This is a genomic window from Streptomyces boninensis (genome assembly GCF_048572725.1).
GTDB lineage: Bacteria > Actinomycetota > Actinomycetes > Streptomycetales > Streptomycetaceae > Streptomyces > Streptomyces boninensis.
The window spans coordinates 542,300-557,811 of the sequence record NZ_CP183837.1; the positions used below are offsets into that span (position 1 = coordinate 542,300).

Annotated in this window: 11 protein-coding genes; 5 read left to right on the top strand and 6 right to left on the bottom strand. The window is 73.8% G+C overall.

All coding sequences use genetic code 11. From position 1 onward, the window contains the following. Nucleotides 1-295: 295 nt before the first annotated feature. Nucleotides 296-1,252 carry an AfsA-related hotdog domain-containing protein gene (locus tag ACNNMR_RS02380; protein WP_419992797.1) on the top strand — a complete coding sequence of 319 codons (957 nt, stop codon included), beginning with the start codon at nt 296-298 and terminating at the stop codon, nt 1,250-1,252. Next, nucleotides 1,249-2,259, top strand: a complete 1,011-nt coding sequence (locus tag ACNNMR_RS02385) for an AIR synthase-related protein (RefSeq protein WP_419992798.1) — start codon at nt 1,249-1,251, stop codon at nt 2,257-2,259. Before ACNNMR_RS02380 ends, ACNNMR_RS02385 begins: the two co-directional genes overlap by 4 nt. Here ACNNMR_RS02385 and ACNNMR_RS02390 read toward each other — a convergent pair. Continuing rightward, complete coding sequence (locus ACNNMR_RS02390; protein ID WP_419992799.1) at nt 2,222-3,619, bottom strand: MFS transporter; 1,398 nt, start codon at nt 3,617-3,619, stop codon at nt 2,222-2,224. The genes ACNNMR_RS02385 and ACNNMR_RS02390 overlap by 38 nt on opposite strands. Before the next feature lie 239 nt (nt 3,620-3,858). Between ACNNMR_RS02390 and ACNNMR_RS02395 the strand changes: the two genes are divergently transcribed. The 3 genes from ACNNMR_RS02395 to ACNNMR_RS02405 all read left to right on the top strand — a co-directional run bounded on the left by ACNNMR_RS02395 (nt 3,859) and on the right by ACNNMR_RS02405 (nt 8,640). Further along, entirely contained in the window at nt 3,859-6,114 is a 2,256-nt protein-coding gene (locus ACNNMR_RS02395) for a LuxR C-terminal-related transcriptional regulator (RefSeq protein ID WP_419992800.1), read from the top strand. A 418-nt stretch (nt 6,115-6,532) separates the two neighbouring features. After that, a complete protein-coding gene (locus ACNNMR_RS02400) occupies nt 6,533-7,531 on the top strand; it encodes a LuxR C-terminal-related transcriptional regulator (protein ID WP_419992801.1) in 999 nt (332 codons plus the stop codon). Nucleotides 7,532-7,659: 128 nt separating this feature from the next. After that, entirely contained in the window at nt 7,660-8,640 is a 981-nt protein-coding gene (locus ACNNMR_RS02405; protein ID WP_419992802.1) for an AfsA-related hotdog domain-containing protein, read from the top strand. A gap of 13 nt (nt 8,641-8,653) precedes the next feature. On the opposite strand, the gene ACNNMR_RS02410 is transcribed toward ACNNMR_RS02405, so the two are convergent. From ACNNMR_RS02410 to ACNNMR_RS02430, 5 genes are read right to left on the bottom strand one after another with little or no spacing between them, the layout of a single operon-like run. Continuing rightward, on the bottom strand, nt 8,654-9,517 hold the full coding sequence (locus tag ACNNMR_RS02410; protein ID WP_419992803.1) for a 4'-phosphopantetheinyl transferase family protein: 864 nt from the start codon (nt 9,515-9,517) through the stop codon (nt 8,654-8,656). After that, the gene (locus ACNNMR_RS02415) at nt 9,514-9,780 is read right to left on the bottom strand and encodes an acyl carrier protein (protein ID WP_419992804.1); all 267 of its coding nucleotides are present in this window, start codon (nt 9,778-9,780) and stop codon (nt 9,514-9,516) included. Before ACNNMR_RS02415 ends, ACNNMR_RS02410 begins: the two co-directional genes overlap by 4 nt. Next, on the bottom strand, nt 9,761-11,728 hold the full coding sequence (locus ACNNMR_RS02420; protein ID WP_419992805.1) for an HAD-IIIC family phosphatase: 1,968 nt from the start codon (nt 11,726-11,728) through the stop codon (nt 9,761-9,763). Before ACNNMR_RS02420 ends, ACNNMR_RS02415 begins: the two co-directional genes overlap by 20 nt. Continuing rightward, complete coding sequence (locus ACNNMR_RS02425) at nt 11,725-12,801, bottom strand: 3-oxoacyl-ACP synthase III family protein (RefSeq protein ID WP_419992806.1); 1,077 nt, start codon at nt 12,799-12,801, stop codon at nt 11,725-11,727. Before ACNNMR_RS02425 ends, ACNNMR_RS02420 begins: the two co-directional genes overlap by 4 nt. Continuing rightward, nucleotides 12,798-15,488: a type I polyketide synthase gene (locus ACNNMR_RS02430; protein ID WP_419992807.1), complete on the bottom strand. Its 2,691-nt coding sequence runs from the start codon at nt 15,486-15,488 to the stop codon at nt 12,798-12,800. Before ACNNMR_RS02430 ends, ACNNMR_RS02425 begins: the two co-directional genes overlap by 4 nt. Between the last annotated feature and the right edge of the window lie 24 nt (nt 15,489-15,512).

Here is a 15,512-nt window from a genome sequence, read left to right on the forward strand (position 1 = left end):
CGCCGTCGAACCGGGTGCCGGCCATGCCGCTCGGACATGAGCCCAAGGACCGCGCCCGGGGAGGCAGGTAGTTCGCTGCGGCCCTTGTGGGGTGAGTCTGCAAACAGGTCCCTGCGTACGGCTAAAGCGACGCGGGCCCAGGTGTGCGGCGGGAAGTCTCTGCACGGCAACTTGCTGTCACCGGCGCATGCTTGGCCGCTGCCCGTCGGGCTCGCGAGGCTTGAGGAACCATGCCTGGGCATCCGGTTCCGGGCCCCATAGAAGGCCGGCCCGCCCGGCACCGGAGGAGCCCGCCATGCCGCGACCCGAAGCACCAGCAGGACTCGATGTCACCACCGTGCACCGGCAGCTGCATCACCAGCAGCGCCCGCGCGGCGCACCGCCGAGCGAGGAACGCTTCATCGTGCGCAGCGAGATGCCGCAGCGGCATCCGCTGTTCAACGACGACCCGCTGCGCCACGATCCACAGGTCTTCGTGGAGCTCACCCGCCGCGCCGGGTTGCACATCGGGCACCGGCACTTCGATGTGCCGGCCGAACGACCGGGCCTGTACTACCGGTTCATGCAACGGATCACCAACACCGACGCCTGGGCCGCGGCCGGCGACGCCGCCCGGCTGGCCCTGGATCTGCGGGCGACGCCGACCGTGACGGTGGCCGGGGTGCCGCGCGGGTTACGGCTCTCGGGCGCGATGGCCGTCGGCGGGGTCCCCGGCTGCAAAGGCACGGCCGAACTGGTATTCGTCACGCCGACCGTGGCCCGCAATCACCGGGCCGCCAGCCGCATCGCGGCGCTCGGCGCCGCGGCGGAGCCGGGCGGCGGACGGGCACGGCGCCCGGCCGACCCGGCGGAGGTCGGCCGCGTCGACCCGGACAACGTGGTGGTGTCGATTCCGACGCGCGAGGGCCGGGCGTACACCACCGTCGTCCTGGTGGACCCGGACAGCACGGTTTTCTTTGCCGACGCCGCCGACTCCGTACCCGGGCTGCTCCTGGTCGAGGCGTTACGGCAGAGCGCCGTGCTGGCCGCCGGCCACGGCCATGGCCTTGCGCCACAGTGCACGGCCCTGACCGAACTCACCGTGCACGTCCGCGGCCACGCCGAGCTGGACCTGCCGCTCTGGTGTGTCGCCGGCCCCGAGCCGGCCGGCCTGGACACGGAGGGCCGGCGCTGCGTACGGGTCAATCTGATGCTGCGGCAGGCGGACAAGGTCACGGCGCAGGCACAGGTGTTAGCGACGGATACGCGGTGACCGTCTTCTCCGAGGCGTTCGCGATGACGGGCCACGTCGAGCTGCCGGACGACCGTGGCTTCGTGCCGGGCGGCGGCCTGCGCGCCTTCGTGGCGACGGCGCTCGGCGATGCCCTCGGCCCGTGCCCGCCGCTGGGAGCGGGGACGCCGACGGTGCTGAGCGCGACGTACGTCGTCGACCCGCCCTTCTTCGCCGACGGCGACATCGGCCAGGTGGCGGTGTGCGGCACCGTCAACGAACTCGCCGCCGCGGGGGCCGCCCCGCTCGGCCTGGCCCTGTCCGCGGTCATCGAGGCGGGTTTGCCGCTGCGGCGGGTGCGGCGGGTCGCCGACTCGGTACGGGACGCCGCCGGCGCCGCCGGAGTGGTCGTCATGGACGTGGACACGCGCGTGGTACGGGCCGGTGAGGCGGACCAGATCTACCTCCACACGGCGGGACTCGGCGTGCGCCGGCCGACCCGCGACGGACCGGAGCCGCGGTCCGGCGACCGCCTCATCGTCAGCGCCCCGCTCGGCGGCTTCGGCGCCCATCTGCTGTCGGTACGCGCCTCGCTCGGGCACGAGAGCGTCATATCCCCCGGCTGCGCGCCGCTCGTCGGGCTGCTGGGCCAGGTACGCGGCGCGGTGCCGACCGGGGCGCTGCGCGCCGTGCGCACCGTGGGCCGCGGCGGCCTCGCCGCGACGCTGCTGGCGTACGCCGGTGATACGGGTCTCGGGCTGCGGATCAACGAGGACGCGCTGCCCGTCAGGTACGAGGTGCAGGTGGCCCTCAACGAGCTGGGGGTCGATGCGGTGCAGGCGGCGACCGCCGGCTGCGTGTGCCTGATCGTCGCCCCCGAGGCGGCCGAGCTGGCGCTCGCGGCGTTACGGAGGCACCCCTGCGGGCAGGATGCCGCGGTGGTGGGTGAGGTGGTGCCGGCGGGCGCCGTCGCCGTGGAGCTGGTCCGTGCGGACGGCCGTGCGACGGCGCTCAGCGCCGAATCCGTGCCGCCCGCCCGGCTGGCGTGACCGGTTCCCGGACGGCATCGTGTCCGCGGGTAGCGTCGTCGGCGGCCGGGCCCAGGCGGTAGCGGCGCAGCAGCACCAGCCCGGTCAGCACGCCGAGGGCGGGCAGCACGGCGGTGCCGGTCAGAATCCCGGCGGTGGCCGCCCCGTCCTGATGCGCAGCTTCGCCGGTGCCGGAGGAGGCGTAGCCGGAGAGCTGCAGGGCGAGGGCGAAGACGAACGGGCCGATCGCCAGGCCCGCGGTCTCGCCCGCGGAGAAGCAACCCGACATCGCGCCGGCCCGGTTGTGCCCGGTGGTGGCGCGGTCCGCCGCGGTGCAGTCGGCGAGCATCCCGTACATGAAGAGCAGCTGTCCCGCGTGGCCGCAGCCGGCCAGGAATATGACGGCGAGGGCGGCGAGCGGCAGCAGCGGGCCGGCCAGCAGGAGCAGGCAGCCGGCCGCGAACAGGGACGAGGACACGATGATCCCCGTCTTCTGGCCGCGGCGGGCGCCGAACCTGCGCCAGGCCGGTGTGAGCAGGAGATTGGGCAGGACGAAGAGCGCGACCATGGGCCCGACGAGGCCTTTGTCGTCGAGGGCGTGCTCGGCGTAGTACGGGGTGCCGGCCAGCAGGCAGCCGGTCGCGACGACGTGGAGGACGGTGCAGCGCAGCAGGGCGGTGAACGAAGGGCTGGCCTGCACCGCGTCCCAGAGGGCACGAGCGGTCGTGCGTCCCGGCTGATCCTTCCCTGGGCGGCCGACGGCGCGGGCGTCCGCCGCGGCGGCGGTGGTGGCGAATACGGCGAGCGTCCCGGCGCCGATCAGCAGGGCGCCGAACACGCCCGCCCAGCGGTGCCCGGCGAGCCCGCCGCCGCCGGCGTCGACAACGGCCGGCGCCAGCATGCCGGCACAGACGGCGGCGACGGCGATGCCGGCCACCCGCCAGGCCACGATCCGCATCCGCTCCCCGGCCAGGTCGGCGGCCTCCGCCGGCAAGGCGGCGTAGGCGGCCTGGAAGAAGGCGAAGGCGGTCGCGGCCAGGCAGAAGCCGGCCGCGGTCACCGCCGCTCCCCAGCCGCCGCCGCTGAGGCCGGAGAACATCAGCGCGAAGCCGGCCGCCGCGGCCAGTCCGCCGAACAGGATGTGCGGGCGGCGGGCGGTGCGGTCGCTGAGGCGGCCCGCCACCGGGATGAGCAGCACATCCCACGCCTTGGGCACCAGCACCACAAGACCCGCGATCACGGCGGCCACCCCGAGGGTGTCCGTGAGATACGGCAGCAGCAGCAGTCCGGGGAGCGTGGTGAAGGTGCCTGCGACCAGCGCGCCCGCACCGTACCCGAGCCGGGCGCCGCGGCCGGTCGGGCTGTCCGCACCACTCGGCATGGCCTGCTCCTCGCCGTTGGATTGCCGCCGACCGGTCCGGCGGTGTCGTCGCGCCGGCACCGGTCGGTTTTGAGTGCCATCCTTCGGCCTGTATTCGTTCCGGAACAGTCCGGACTTGTCCTTCCGTGGGCTTCGGATGCCGGGGCCGGATCCATCGGGGCGTGGGCAATTGCCCCGACAGCCGCAATGGCCGGGAATCCACGGGCCGAAGCCGCCGATTATCCGAAAGGCGACAGGACATGATGCGCGGGGAGCCGCCGACCACCGCCCGGGACCGGGACCTGGCCGAGTTGCGGCGGCAATTGAAGCTGGCCCGCGACCCCGTGCACCCCGCCCGTTTCGTACGGATCACCGGCGAGCCGTTCAGCGGCAAGACCCGGCTGCTCGGGCAGCTGGCCGCCACCGCCGCACATGACGGCTGGGGTGTGGCCATGGGGTGCGTGCCGCGCATCGGCGGGCCGGGCAGCTTCGGTGTGCTGGTCGACGCGCTGGACGAGCATCTCGCGCGGGCCGACGGCACGCTGTTCGAGCGGCTCGGAGCCCGGGCGACCGCGGCACTCGCGCCGCACTTCCCGGCGCTGGCCGGCTCCGGCTGCGGCTGCGACTGCGGCCACCGGGACTCCGCGCCGGCCGGGACCGCCCACGCCCTGCGGTCGCTGCTGGAGCTGATGGCCCAGGACAACGGGCTCCTGCTGGTGCTCGACGACGTACACCGGGCGGGCCCGGAGGTGGCGGACTTTCTCGCGCATCTTGTCCGGCATCCGCCGGACAATCCCGTGCTCACCGTGTGGGCCCACCGCACCCCCGTCGTACGCCGGCACCTCACGGCCGTCGCCCATGACGCCGACCGGGTGCGGCACCTGGCTCTGGAGCCGCTCGACGCCGGTGCGTCCGCAGGACTGCTCGCGGCCGGACTCCCCCCGCTGCAGCGGGAGCTCGCGCTGCGCGACGCGGCCGGGACGCCCGGCCTGCTGCGCGCGGTGTCCGGCGGCACCGGGCCCGGGCTGTACGGCATCCAGGAGCTGGCCGCCGGGAACCCGCCGGCGCTGACCGGTGAGCCGCTCGGCCTGCACACGCTGTCCTCACTGGGCTGGCGCACCGCCTGCGCCGCGGCCGTCATCGGCGCCGGCTTCAGCGCGGACGCGGTCGCCGCCACCGCACCGCTCCCCCACGATGACGTCCTGCGCGGCCTCGACGAACTGCACGCCGAAGGCCTGATCGAACCCGCGGACGGCGCGGGGCGTTTCACCTTCGCCCGTCCCTTGGTGCGCGCTCTGGTCCATCAGGCCGCGGGCGCCGGCTGGCGAACTGCCGCCCAGGCCCGCGCGGTCGAGGAGCTGCGCCGCGCCGACGCGCCCGACGCCGCCCGGGAACTGGCGGCCCTGCTGGAGCAGGCACCGCGGCTGACGGCGCAGGACGTCCGCATGCTCGCGCTCAGCGCGCGGGACGGCGTGTTCACCCGGCCGTGGTGGTCGGTACGTGCGCTGCGCCGGATCGGCGCCGACCCGCACGGTCCGGTCGAGGCGCGGCTGCTGCTGCACAAGGCGCTGGTGGCGGCCGGCTCACTGGCGCAGGCGGCGGCGCTGTACGAGCAGGTGTGCCCGCACCTGCACGAGGCGGGCTCGGCCGACGCGCGGGCGGAGGCGGCAGTCTGGCACGCCCGCACGCTGCGCCTCGCCGGCCGCCCGGACCAGGCGCGCGCAGTACTCGACGAGCTCGCGGATGTTCCGTACCGGACTGCCGAAGTGACGGCCGAGGCGGCCGCGCTGGCGCTGGAGCCGGGCGCCGGTGCGGACGCGCTGCCCGCGGCCCACCGTGCGCTGGACGCCGCCGTGGCCGATGCGGCGGCGGCACCCGGGCACCAGGCGACCGCTCTCGCGCTGCTCGCCGCGGCCCGCGCTGCCGCCGCCGACGAGACCGGCGCCCGCCGGGCTGCGGCGGCCGCCGCCCGCAGGCTCGGCCCACTCGACGACGGTCAACTAGCCGGACACTTGGAGGCGCTGCGCTGGCTGGGCGAGGCCGAACAGGCCGTGGGAGCCGGCCGGGCGGCCGAGGAGCACCTCTCCCGTGGGGTGGCCACGGCACTCGACTGCGGACAGGGGGCTGTGCTGGCGGTGCTGGCGTTGCCGCTGGCACGGGTCCGGCTGGCCGCGGGACATACCGGCCGGGCGGCGGCGGGTGCCGAACTCGCCTGCCATGCGGCCGAACAGTACGGCTCCCCCGCGCTCGCCGCGGCGGCCCGGGAATTGCGCGGACGCGTCCAGGCGCCGGCCGTCAAAGGCGGGAAGCAGACCATCACGACGCTGAGCGGCAGAGAACGGCAGATTGCGGAACTGGTGGCGACGGGCTACACCAATCATTCCATTGCCGCGCGGCTTGACATCAGCACGAAGACGGTGGAGACCTATATGAGCCGGATATTCAAGAAACTGGATGCGAATTCACGGGCCCAGGTGGCTCACACCATGGGGAGAAATTCCGGCGGCGGACCGTAAGGAGGCCCCGCCCTGGGCCTGGAGAAACCCTTGGGCGGGGCCACGGCCCGGCTCGACCGGTGGGGGACATCCGGGAACCGGCTCCCGGCACAGCCTGCCGGGCTCGGCTTGGGCGATGCTAAAGACCGCCCTTGCCACGGCGTCCCGCCACGGCCGTCACTTCCTCCACTCGTCGTCCTTGTCGTCCTCGCCATCTCCGGGGCCGGGGAATGCGCCACCGGCGTGGCGCAGGCCAGAAATATCCATGTCCCTCCCCACGTAGATGCTCGACTTGCATCAGGACACAGTGTGCACTGTCCGGGAAACGCCCCCCAAGCGTTATCCGGCGAAGTAAAGTTGCACGGCAACAATGCTCTAATCGCAAAGGGGTGGCGGCAGGATGCCGGAGACCTTTCCTTCCGGCCCGATGTCCGGCGATATGGATGAAACAGACATATCCGCCTATCGGGAAGCAGTCCAGGCCGGCCGATACGTGCCGGAGCAGATCGCCGACGTCGTGGGCACATCGGTGGCCGAGGCGGTCCGCATCGGCGAGCGGCTGCTCGCTCTGCACCTGCTGCACCCCATGCCCGGCGAGGCGGACGTGCTCGCCCCCGTCAGTCCCGATGCCGCGGCCGCCGGCCTGCTCGGGCCCGCGGAGCAGGAGATCAGACAGCTGCAGCGGTCCGTGACCGTGACCCGTACCAACCTGCTCGCGCTGCTGCCCATGTACTTCGAGAGCCGCCGCCGCCGCAATCGCATGGAGGCTTTCGACGTCATCAGCGACGCGGGCGTCGTCCAGTCCATGCTGTACGAGTGCGGCAAGCGCAGCACTCGGGAGGTGCTGACCGCCCAGCCCGGCGGGGCCCGCCCCAGTGATCTGCTGGACGCGGCGGGCAGCCGCACCCTGGAACGGCTCGAGCGCGGCCTGCGCGTGCAGCATCTGTACCAGCACACCGTCCGCAGCGACCTGGCCACCACGGCGTACATCCGCGAGGTCTCCGCGGCCGGGGCCGAGGTGCGCACCACGGATCAGCTGATCGACCGGATGGCCATCTACGACCGCGAGATCGTCTTCCTGCCCGAGCAGAACGTCGTCGGGCGCAACAGCGGCGCCATCGTCGTCCGTGAGCCCACCCTGGTCGCCTTCCTGTGCAAGCTGTACGACCACCTGTGGGCCCAGGGCACCGGCTACGACCCGCTCGCCGAGGACACCGGCGCGATCACGGAGGACCTCAAGCGGGCGATCATCAGGCTGATGGCACAGGGCCACAAGGACGAGATGGTGGCCCGCCGCCTCGGCATGTCGGTGCGCACCTGTCGGCGCCACATCTCGGAGATCATGGAAGAGCTGGACTCCGCGAGCCGCTTCCAGGCCGGGGTGAACGTCGCCCTCTCCGGGATGCTCGACCTGGAACAGGAGCCGCCCGGCCGCTGACGGCCAACTTGCTGCAGGTCAGCATGCTGCCACCGGTTTCGGCTGGCAGCCCGCCCGCCTCCCGTCCGATCCTGTTGGTGCGGCACATCTGCCGTATGACCGGCACATCTACGGGAAGGCAGCGCCGCGTGGCCGACAGGGGCGATATCTCGCTGGCCGAACCACCAGCACCGAGCAGTGAGAGCCGCGGTCTCGTTCACCGCCAGCGGTCCTGGGAGCCCTTCGGGCTCGCCGACTCCCCGGACTGCGAGGAGGAGTTCGTCCTCACCGGCCGGCTGCCCGCGGATCATCCGGTGCTGTGCGACGGCCCAGGGCGCTTCCACGACCTGCAGGCGGTCGCCGAAATGGTGCGCGAGACGGGCGAGTTCATCGGCGGCACCCACTTCGGCATACCCGCCCGCCGCACCGGCGTCTTCTATCGCTTCGCCCTCGCCGCCCGGGACGTGGGCACGTGGCGTACCGGCGCCGCCCCGGGCGAGCTGAGCGCCGTCCTGCGGGTACGGCCCGACAAGGTCATCGACGGCGTGCCGCGCGCCCTGGAGCTCCGCATCGCCCTGCAGTTGGACGACATGCCGTGCGGCACCGGGACCGCGAATGTGGTGTTCCTGCCGCCGATGACGCATCGCAACCACCGGCTGCACAGCCGCGGGCGGGCGCTGCTGGCGGAGCCCGACCCGCTGCCCGGGCAGCCGGTGGACCCGGCCGAGGTGGGCCGCGACTTCGCCGGGAACGTCCTGGTGCACGGGCCCGCGCCGCTGGCCAACGGCCGGCTGTCGGCGGGGGTGTGGCTGCCCGCCGACTGGCCGCTGCCGGACGAGGCGGCACAGGGCCAGCTGTCCGCCCTCGCGCAGCTGGAGACGCTGCGGCAGACCTCCCTGCTCGCGGTCGGCCGCGGCTACGGATTCGCCACGGAGCGCTGCACCCTCGCCGCCCTGAAGGTCCACTTCCGCGGCTACGCGGAACCGGATCTCGCGATGCGCTGCGCGGCCGTGGTGGGGCTGCGCGGACGGGACGCCGAAGGCCGCAGGCAGGCGCCGGTCACCCTCACCCTCACCCAGGCCGGCCGGGCCGTCGTCGAGGCGGTCACCATGGTGGTCGAGGACTTCTGAGCCGGTACGGCGCTCAGCCGCCCCGGGCCAGCGCCTCGTTGATCGCGGCGGTGGTGTCGGCCTCCAGCATCGTGGTGATCTCAGTGTCCAGCGTGCGGCCGAGACCCGCGTCGTGCACGGCGGCGCTCATGATGAACGCGACACCGGCGACGTCGCGCGCGTAGGTCCGGAAGAACCATTCGGCGCCCGCCCCCGGCGTGCCGTCCGGCCGGTTGACCCGCACCGGCCTGCCGTCCGGGCCGAAGCCGAACTCCGTGAAGCGGAACTGCAGCCCCTGGCCGATGGCCTTGCTGTACGCCTCCTTCAGCGTCCACAGCCGCAGGAGCGAGGGGTTGCGCTCCTCGGGCGGCAGCCGCTCCAGGTCGCGGCGCTCCTGCGGGGTGCAGATGTGCTTGTCCAGGTTGTTGCGGTACAGCTGCCGCCCGGCGAGCTCGGCGTCGACGCCGATCAGGCCGCGGGTGGTCAGGCCGACCAGGAGCAGGTCGTCGGTGTGGCTGAGGCTGATGTCGATCTGGTCGCAGCCGCGCAGCGACGGGCGCCCGGTGGGCCCGTAGGCCAGCTCCAGGTCGGCGGCGTCGGCCCGCAGGGCGGCCGCGGCGGTGTGCTTCAGCAGCATCCGGGAGGCGGCGTAGCGCTCGCGGATCTCGGCGTGCGCGATCTGCCGGTAGCGGGGCCAGTCGCGGCCGAGGACGGACCGTACCGCCGCACTGTCGCCGTCGGCCCGCCAGTCGGTCAGCCGGCCGTGGACCAGCGCGCTGCCGTGCCGGCGCAGATCGGTGCGGAACGGGGTCCAGTCGGCGCCGGTGACGGTGACCGCGATCGGCTCGCCCAGTGGCACCCCGGTTCCCGCGGGCGACGAGGGCGGTGCCGCGGTCACCTCATGCCGCCCTTCGCCTCGTCGTGGGCGATCAGGTGATGAAGCTGCCGGACCGTGCGCGCCTGAAGCACGTCGGGCAGCGGCAGCCGCCGTCCGGTGCCCTGCTCCACGAGCATGATCAGCCGCAGCAGGTTCATGGAGTCCCAGCCCGGCAGGTCATCCAGCTCGACGTCCGCCTCGCGCGCGGTCAGCTCGACGCCCAGGTCGTCCCGGAACAGGCCGACGATGTCGCCGAGATCCGGCTCACTGCCGAGATAACTCAACCTCGGCCTCCCCGGAGTGGGCGCCCGCGGCGCCATGGATGTCGTCCAGCCGCAGATCGAGCGTGAGGTGGGCGGGCACCGCGGGCGGCGCGGACAGGTCGCGCGTGAACAACTCCTCGCCGCCGGACCGCGCCCGCACCGTGAACCCGAGCCCCGGATACAGCGCCCGGGCCCTGCCGTTCTTCGGCGTGGCCCGGTAACGGGCGTGCACGGCGGGCAGCCCGCGCGCGGCCGCGGCGGCCAGCAGCCCGGCGACGACACCCTGTTCGATGCCGCGGGCCAGGACCCGGCAGCTGAGCAGCAGCATCTCCAGACGCAGTCCGTCCGGGGCGTGGCGGGCCAGGACCGCGCCGGTCAGGCCGCTGTCGCCGAAGCGGTCCTCGACGTGTACGGCGAGCAGCCACGCCGACGGATCCGCGACCAGCCCGGCGACGCGGGCCTCGCTCAGCCGCTCGCCGGTCAGGTTGAACTGATTGCTGCGCAGCGACAGCTGGGCGATCCGGGCGTACTCGCGCGGCTCCGGCGGCGCCACCCGTACCTGAATCCGCAGGTCGCGCAGATACTCCTCGTGCGATCCGACCCGGCGGCGCAGCTCGCCGCGGGCGGCCGTGCCGCGGTAGTCGCCGCTCCGCCCGGCGTCCTCGGCGGTCAGCCGCGGCACCGTGAACCATCCGTCGCGCAGCAGCCGCGGCACGTGCAGGGCCGGCTCGCCGTTCAGGGGGACGACGGCGACGTCCGGGAGGCGGCCGCGGATCAGGGCGCGTTCGGCGGCGGAGTCGTCGGCGAAGACGAGGCTGTCGGTGGCGATGCCGAGGTCCTCCGCCAGGCCGGTCAGATGGTTGTCCTTGGGCTGCCAGTCGGCGTGTACGCGCACGAAGTCGGCCTCACCGAGCGTCATGTCCCGGCGCCCGCGCAGCGCCTCGAGGACCGGGCCCACGTCGTTCTTGCTGCTGACGGCGAGCAGCACGCCCTGGGCCGCGAGTTGTTTGACCACCTTCTGCAGGGCGTCGTGCGGCGCCCCGCGCAGGCCCGCCGGGTCGGCGTCGACCCCTTCGGGGCCGTCGTCGCCGAGCACCCCTGCCCACAGCGTGCCGTCGAGGTCGAGGACCAGGCATTTACGGGTCAGTCCGCGGCGCGAGCGCAGGATGTGGCCGGCCTCGCGGGCGTAGCCGGCGAGCACTTCCACGGTGAACGGGGCCCGCGTGTACTGCGCCAGCCGCGGGTCGGTCGCCGGTCCGGCGTCCGCGATCAGCGGATCCAGGTCGATGACGACGACGTGCGGGTGGCGCACGGACAGCCGAAGCAGCCGGGCGTTGAACTCCCGCCACATCGCGGCCAGTTCCGACCGCTGCCGCTCGTCCACCAGCTGATGGGTGTGGGTGCGCAGCAGCGGCAGCGTGTTGAGTACGAGGATGCCGCCGCGTTTGGCGGTGGCGGCGCAGACCGCCTGGAGGCGGCCGGCCAGCCGCTCGCAGGCGTCCGCCGCGTCCGTCGCACTCCACGGCACGCCCACCTCGCCGAATACGGCACCCGCGTCGAGGACGCACAGCGTCATGTCCGGCTCGGCCAGGGCGAAATGGCCGTCGGCGTCGGTCAGGTCGCGCTGCCAGGCGCCGTGGTCGCCGGTGACGATCCGGGCGGGCATCCCGTGCCGGGCGAGTTCGGCGACGAGCGGGTCGGTGAGTTCGGCCAGGGTGGCGTGACCGGTGATCGCGACGGTTACGGGGTCGGCGGCGGGATGGCGGGCGAGCACCTGGTCCGTATCGAGGCCGGCGAGGATGCGGCCGCAGGCGAGCCAGTCGGCGAGGACGCCGGGCCCCTCACGGTCTCCGGTGTCGGCGAGCTCGGCCAGCAGGGTACGGACCCGGGGCCAGTCGGCGGCCAGCCGGCCGGCGCTCCGCAGCCGGCGCAGCTGCTCGACCGGCGATCCGGCCGGCGATGCGGTCATGACTCACGCCCCCGTTCTCCGGCGCCGGCCGCCCGGCCCGGCGCGGCCGTCTTCTCCAGGGCCATGCCGCCCTTGATCCACTTGCTCGATTCGATGGCCACGGTCACAGCGCGCTCACCATGGGCGAGGGCCGGCACCAGCTGGTCGATCTGCATCAGCGGCAGGGCGTTGCCGGTGTTCCCGGTGTCGGCGATGCAGGACACCTCGCGCAGTTCCGGCACCCCCAGCTGCGCGGTGATCCGCTCGGTCATCCGTCCGGACAGCTGGGGCGGGAGCAGGAACTGGACGTCGTCACGCTTCCAGCCGGTGATGTCGAGCAGCTCCCACAGCACTTCGGCGGCCATCGCCGGCACATGGTCCTCGATCGCCTTGTAGTCCTCGCGGAGCATCTGCCGCCCGGGGCTGCGCCGGACCGAGCCGTCCCAGTCGAGGATCTGCCCCGGCGGGCGGCCGAGCCCGATGAAGCAGTGGATCAGTCCGCACAGCTCCACCCCGTCGCCGATCGGCTCGGCGCTCACCACGGCCGCGCCGGCCCCGTCGCCGAACAGCACATAGTTGACGAGCTCCTCGGTCGGCATGGTGGCCGCGCGGCGGTGGGTGTCCATGAATCGCGCCGTCAGGTCCCCGGAGAGAATCAAACCCGCGCGCTGGCCGCCCGCCAGCAGCGCCCGGCTGACGTCGAAGGCCTGCACCGCGCCCGAGCAGCCGGCCTGGATCTGGTACGTGGGCACGTGGTCGATGCCCAGCCGGTCGGCGACCTCGTTGACGGTGGCGGGCAGCAGCAGGTCCGGGGTCGCGGTCGTCAGCAGCAGGAAGTCCAGGTCCTGCGCCTCGAGTCCGGCCGCGGCGAGCGCGTTGCCCGCGGCCTCGGCGCACAGATCGGCCAGGGTGTGGGTGATGTCGCCGGTGGCCAGATCCCAGGCGAAGTGGCGGGTCTGGGTGCCGACGAACAGGTCGATCCACTCCTCGCTGATCCCGAAGGCCTTGCTGAGCGCGTCATTGCCGACCGGCGCCCCGGGCAATGCGACGCCGGTACCGCCGATATAGAGGGAGGGCATGGGGATATCGGTCATGTCGCCGCTCCAATGCTGATCCACTCGCTGAGGAACGCCGCAAGAGTCCCGACCGTGTGCAGCTCGGGCAGCAACTGCTGCACGGTGATCTGGCCGGCCTGCGGCAGCCGGCTCTCGATGCGGTCCTTGAGCTGCATGATCATCACCGAGTCGAAGCCGAGGTCGTCATGGAAGCGGGTCGCCCGGCCGACGAGTCCGCCGTCGTGACCGCCGACTTCGGCCACCGCCTGGACGATCGCCTGGAACACCGGATCGCTGTCGCCCTGGTCCCCGGCGGCCGGGGCCGGGTCCGCCGACGGTGGCTGCGTCATGGCCGCGTCCGCGGGTGGTTGCCCGGTCGCCGGCTGCTCCCGCCGGGCCGGCTGCCGCCAGAAACGGTGCTCGGTGGCGAAGGCATACGGCTCCAGCCGTTCGGGCCGGCGCTGCTCGCCGGAGTAGAGACCGTCCCACCGCGGCTCGACGCCGGAGCGGTAGAGCTCGGCCAGCGCCTCCGCGAGCTCGCGGACCGCACCGCCGCGACCGGATGCGGGGTGGACGAGGGGGATGTCGCGGGCGTCTTCGGTACGGGCCCCCGCGGGCAGCGAAGGACGGGGGCCGACTTCGACGAGCGCGGTCGGCTCCAGGTCCCGGGTCAGCGCGGCGCAGGCGTCCGCCCACCGGACCGGCTCGGTGGCCTGGGCGATGAAGTACCCGGCGGCCACCGGTTCGTTCGCGAGCACCCGGCCGGAGCACGAGGAGACGTAGGGCACCTCCGGCCGTTCATAGGTCAGTTCGCCGGCGATACGGGCGAAGCCGGCGTCGGTGCACCCGTCGCGCGCGACCACCAGCCGGGCCGCGTCCTCGAGGCCGAGCACGCCCGCCGCGACGGCGGCCGCGTACTCGCCCGCGCCGTGGCCGAGGACTGCCTGCGGGTGCACGCCCAGCTCGCCGAGGGTCCGGTACAGGGCGTACTGGACCGCGAACACCGCGGGAAGCGTGCGCCCGGCGGCGGCCGGATCCGTACCCAGCGGGCTGCCGCTGTGCCGGGCCTGCGCGGCGTCGGCGGCGTCCAGGTACCGGCGGTAGGCAGGCGACGCCTCGTACAGTCCGGTGAGCAGGCCCGGCTCCGGGGCGTCGTCGCCGGTGAAGAGGAAGGCGACGACCGGCTCGCGCCAGGCCCTGCCGACGGCGGCGCGCGCGGCGCCTTCCATCGGCTCGCCTTCGGCGGCCGCGCGCAGCGCCGCCACCAGTTCACCGGTGTCGCCGACCGGGAAGGCCGCCCGGTACGGCAGCCCAGTCTTGACCCGATTGCTGCTCCAGCACAGGCTCGCCGCGTCCCCGCGCGGGCGGCGCGCGACGGCTTCGGCCTGGGCGGCGAGATTGCGGCGCAGCGCCTGCGGCGTGTCGGCGGAGAGGGTGAACACGCCCCCGGCGGCCGGAGTGCGGCGGGCAGGGGCGCGCCGGATGCGCGGGGCGGTGGCGAGGACGGCGTGCGCGTTGGTGCCGCCCATGCCGAAGCTGGAGACCGCGCCCAGGGTGCCCGCGGCCGGCAGCCGGACGGGCGCCTTCAGCAGCCGCAAGCCCCGCTCCCCCAGCCGCAGCCGGGGGTTCTCCCGGGTGGCGAAGCGGCTCGCGGGCACGATCCGGTGGTGCAGCGCCAGGGCCACCTTGATCAGCCCGGCGATGCCGGCGGCGCCCTCCGTATGCCCCAGGTTGCCCTTGACCGAGCCGATCGCACACGGCTGGTCCCGGCGCACGGCGTGCACCTCCCCCAGCGCGGCGCATTCAATGGTGTCGCCGAGGACGGTGCCGGTGCCGTGCGCCTCGATGAACCGGATCTGCTCCGGGCCGACTCCGGCGCGGCGGTAGGCGGCGGCCAGCACCTCCTTCTGCGACCAACGGCTGGGTGCGGTGACGCCGTTGCTGCGGCCGTCCTGGTTGACGGCGGTCCCCTTGATGACGGCGTAGACGCGCTGCCCGTCGGCGAGCGCGTCCTCGAGCCTGCGCAGGACGACCACTCCGACGCCGTCGCTGCGTACGATCCCGTCCGCGTCCGCGCTGAACGGCTTGCAGCGGCCGCTGGGCGAGGCCAGCCCCATCTGCTGGTAGACCAGGCCGAGCGCCGGCGTGAGGACCAGGTTCACGCCCGCGGCCAGCGCGGTGCCGCACTCGCCGGACAGCAGTGCGTTCCCCGCCAGGTGCACGGCCACCAGGGAGGAGGAGCAGGCGGAGTCGACGGCGAGGCTCGGGCCCTTGAGGTCCAGGTGGTAGGAGATCCGGTTGGCCGCCATGCCACCGGCGCTGCCGGAGCCCAGCTGCGGGGTGATGCGGTCGTAGTCGCCCAGGTGCAGCTGCGCCCATTCGCTGCTCATGGTGCCCACGAAGACGCCGGTGTCGCTGCCCGCGTAGCCGCCCGGCGCGCGGCCCGAGTCCTCCAGGGCGCGCCAGGCGCTGTGCAGCAGCAGCCGGTGCTGCGGGTCCATGGCGCCCGCCTCCCGCGGGGAGACGGAGAAGAAGGCGTGGTCGAATACGTCGGCGTGCTCCAGGAAGGCGCCCTGCACGAGTCCGTCGAACTCCGGGCCGTGCCGGCGATGTGCGGGCAGTGGTCCGATGGCGTCGGCGCCGCGCATCAGCAGATCCCAGTAGGCGTCGGGTCCGTCCGCGCCCGCGAACGCACAGTCCAGGCCCACGACCGCCAGATCACTCATGGTGACTGCTCCTTCAGAGGCTTT

What these genes read in the sequence shown, in the direction of transcription:
- ACNNMR_RS02380 (WP_419992797.1), top strand. Translation starts at nt 296, where the DNA reads ATGCCGCGACCCGAAGCACCAGCAGGACTCGATGTCACCACCGTGCAC.
- ACNNMR_RS02390 (WP_419992799.1), bottom strand. Translation starts at nt 3,619, where the DNA reads ATGCCGAGTGGTGCGGACAGCCCGACCGGCCGCGGCGCCCGGCTCGGG.
- ACNNMR_RS02395 (WP_419992800.1), top strand. Translation starts at nt 3,859, where the DNA reads ATGATGCGCGGGGAGCCGCCGACCACCGCCCGGGACCGGGACCTGGCC.
- ACNNMR_RS02400 (WP_419992801.1), top strand. Translation starts at nt 6,533, where the DNA reads ATGGATGAAACAGACATATCCGCCTATCGGGAAGCAGTCCAGGCCGGC.
- ACNNMR_RS02420 (WP_419992805.1), bottom strand. Translation starts at nt 11,728, where the DNA reads ATGACCGCATCGCCGGCCGGATCGCCGGTCGAGCAGCTGCGCCGGCTG.
- ACNNMR_RS02425 (WP_419992806.1), bottom strand. Translation starts at nt 12,801, where the DNA reads ATGACCGATATCCCCATGCCCTCCCTCTATATCGGCGGTACCGGCGTC.
- ACNNMR_RS02430 (WP_419992807.1), bottom strand. Translation starts at nt 15,488, where the DNA reads ATGAGTGATCTGGCGGTCGTGGGCCTGGACTGTGCGTTCGCGGGCGCG.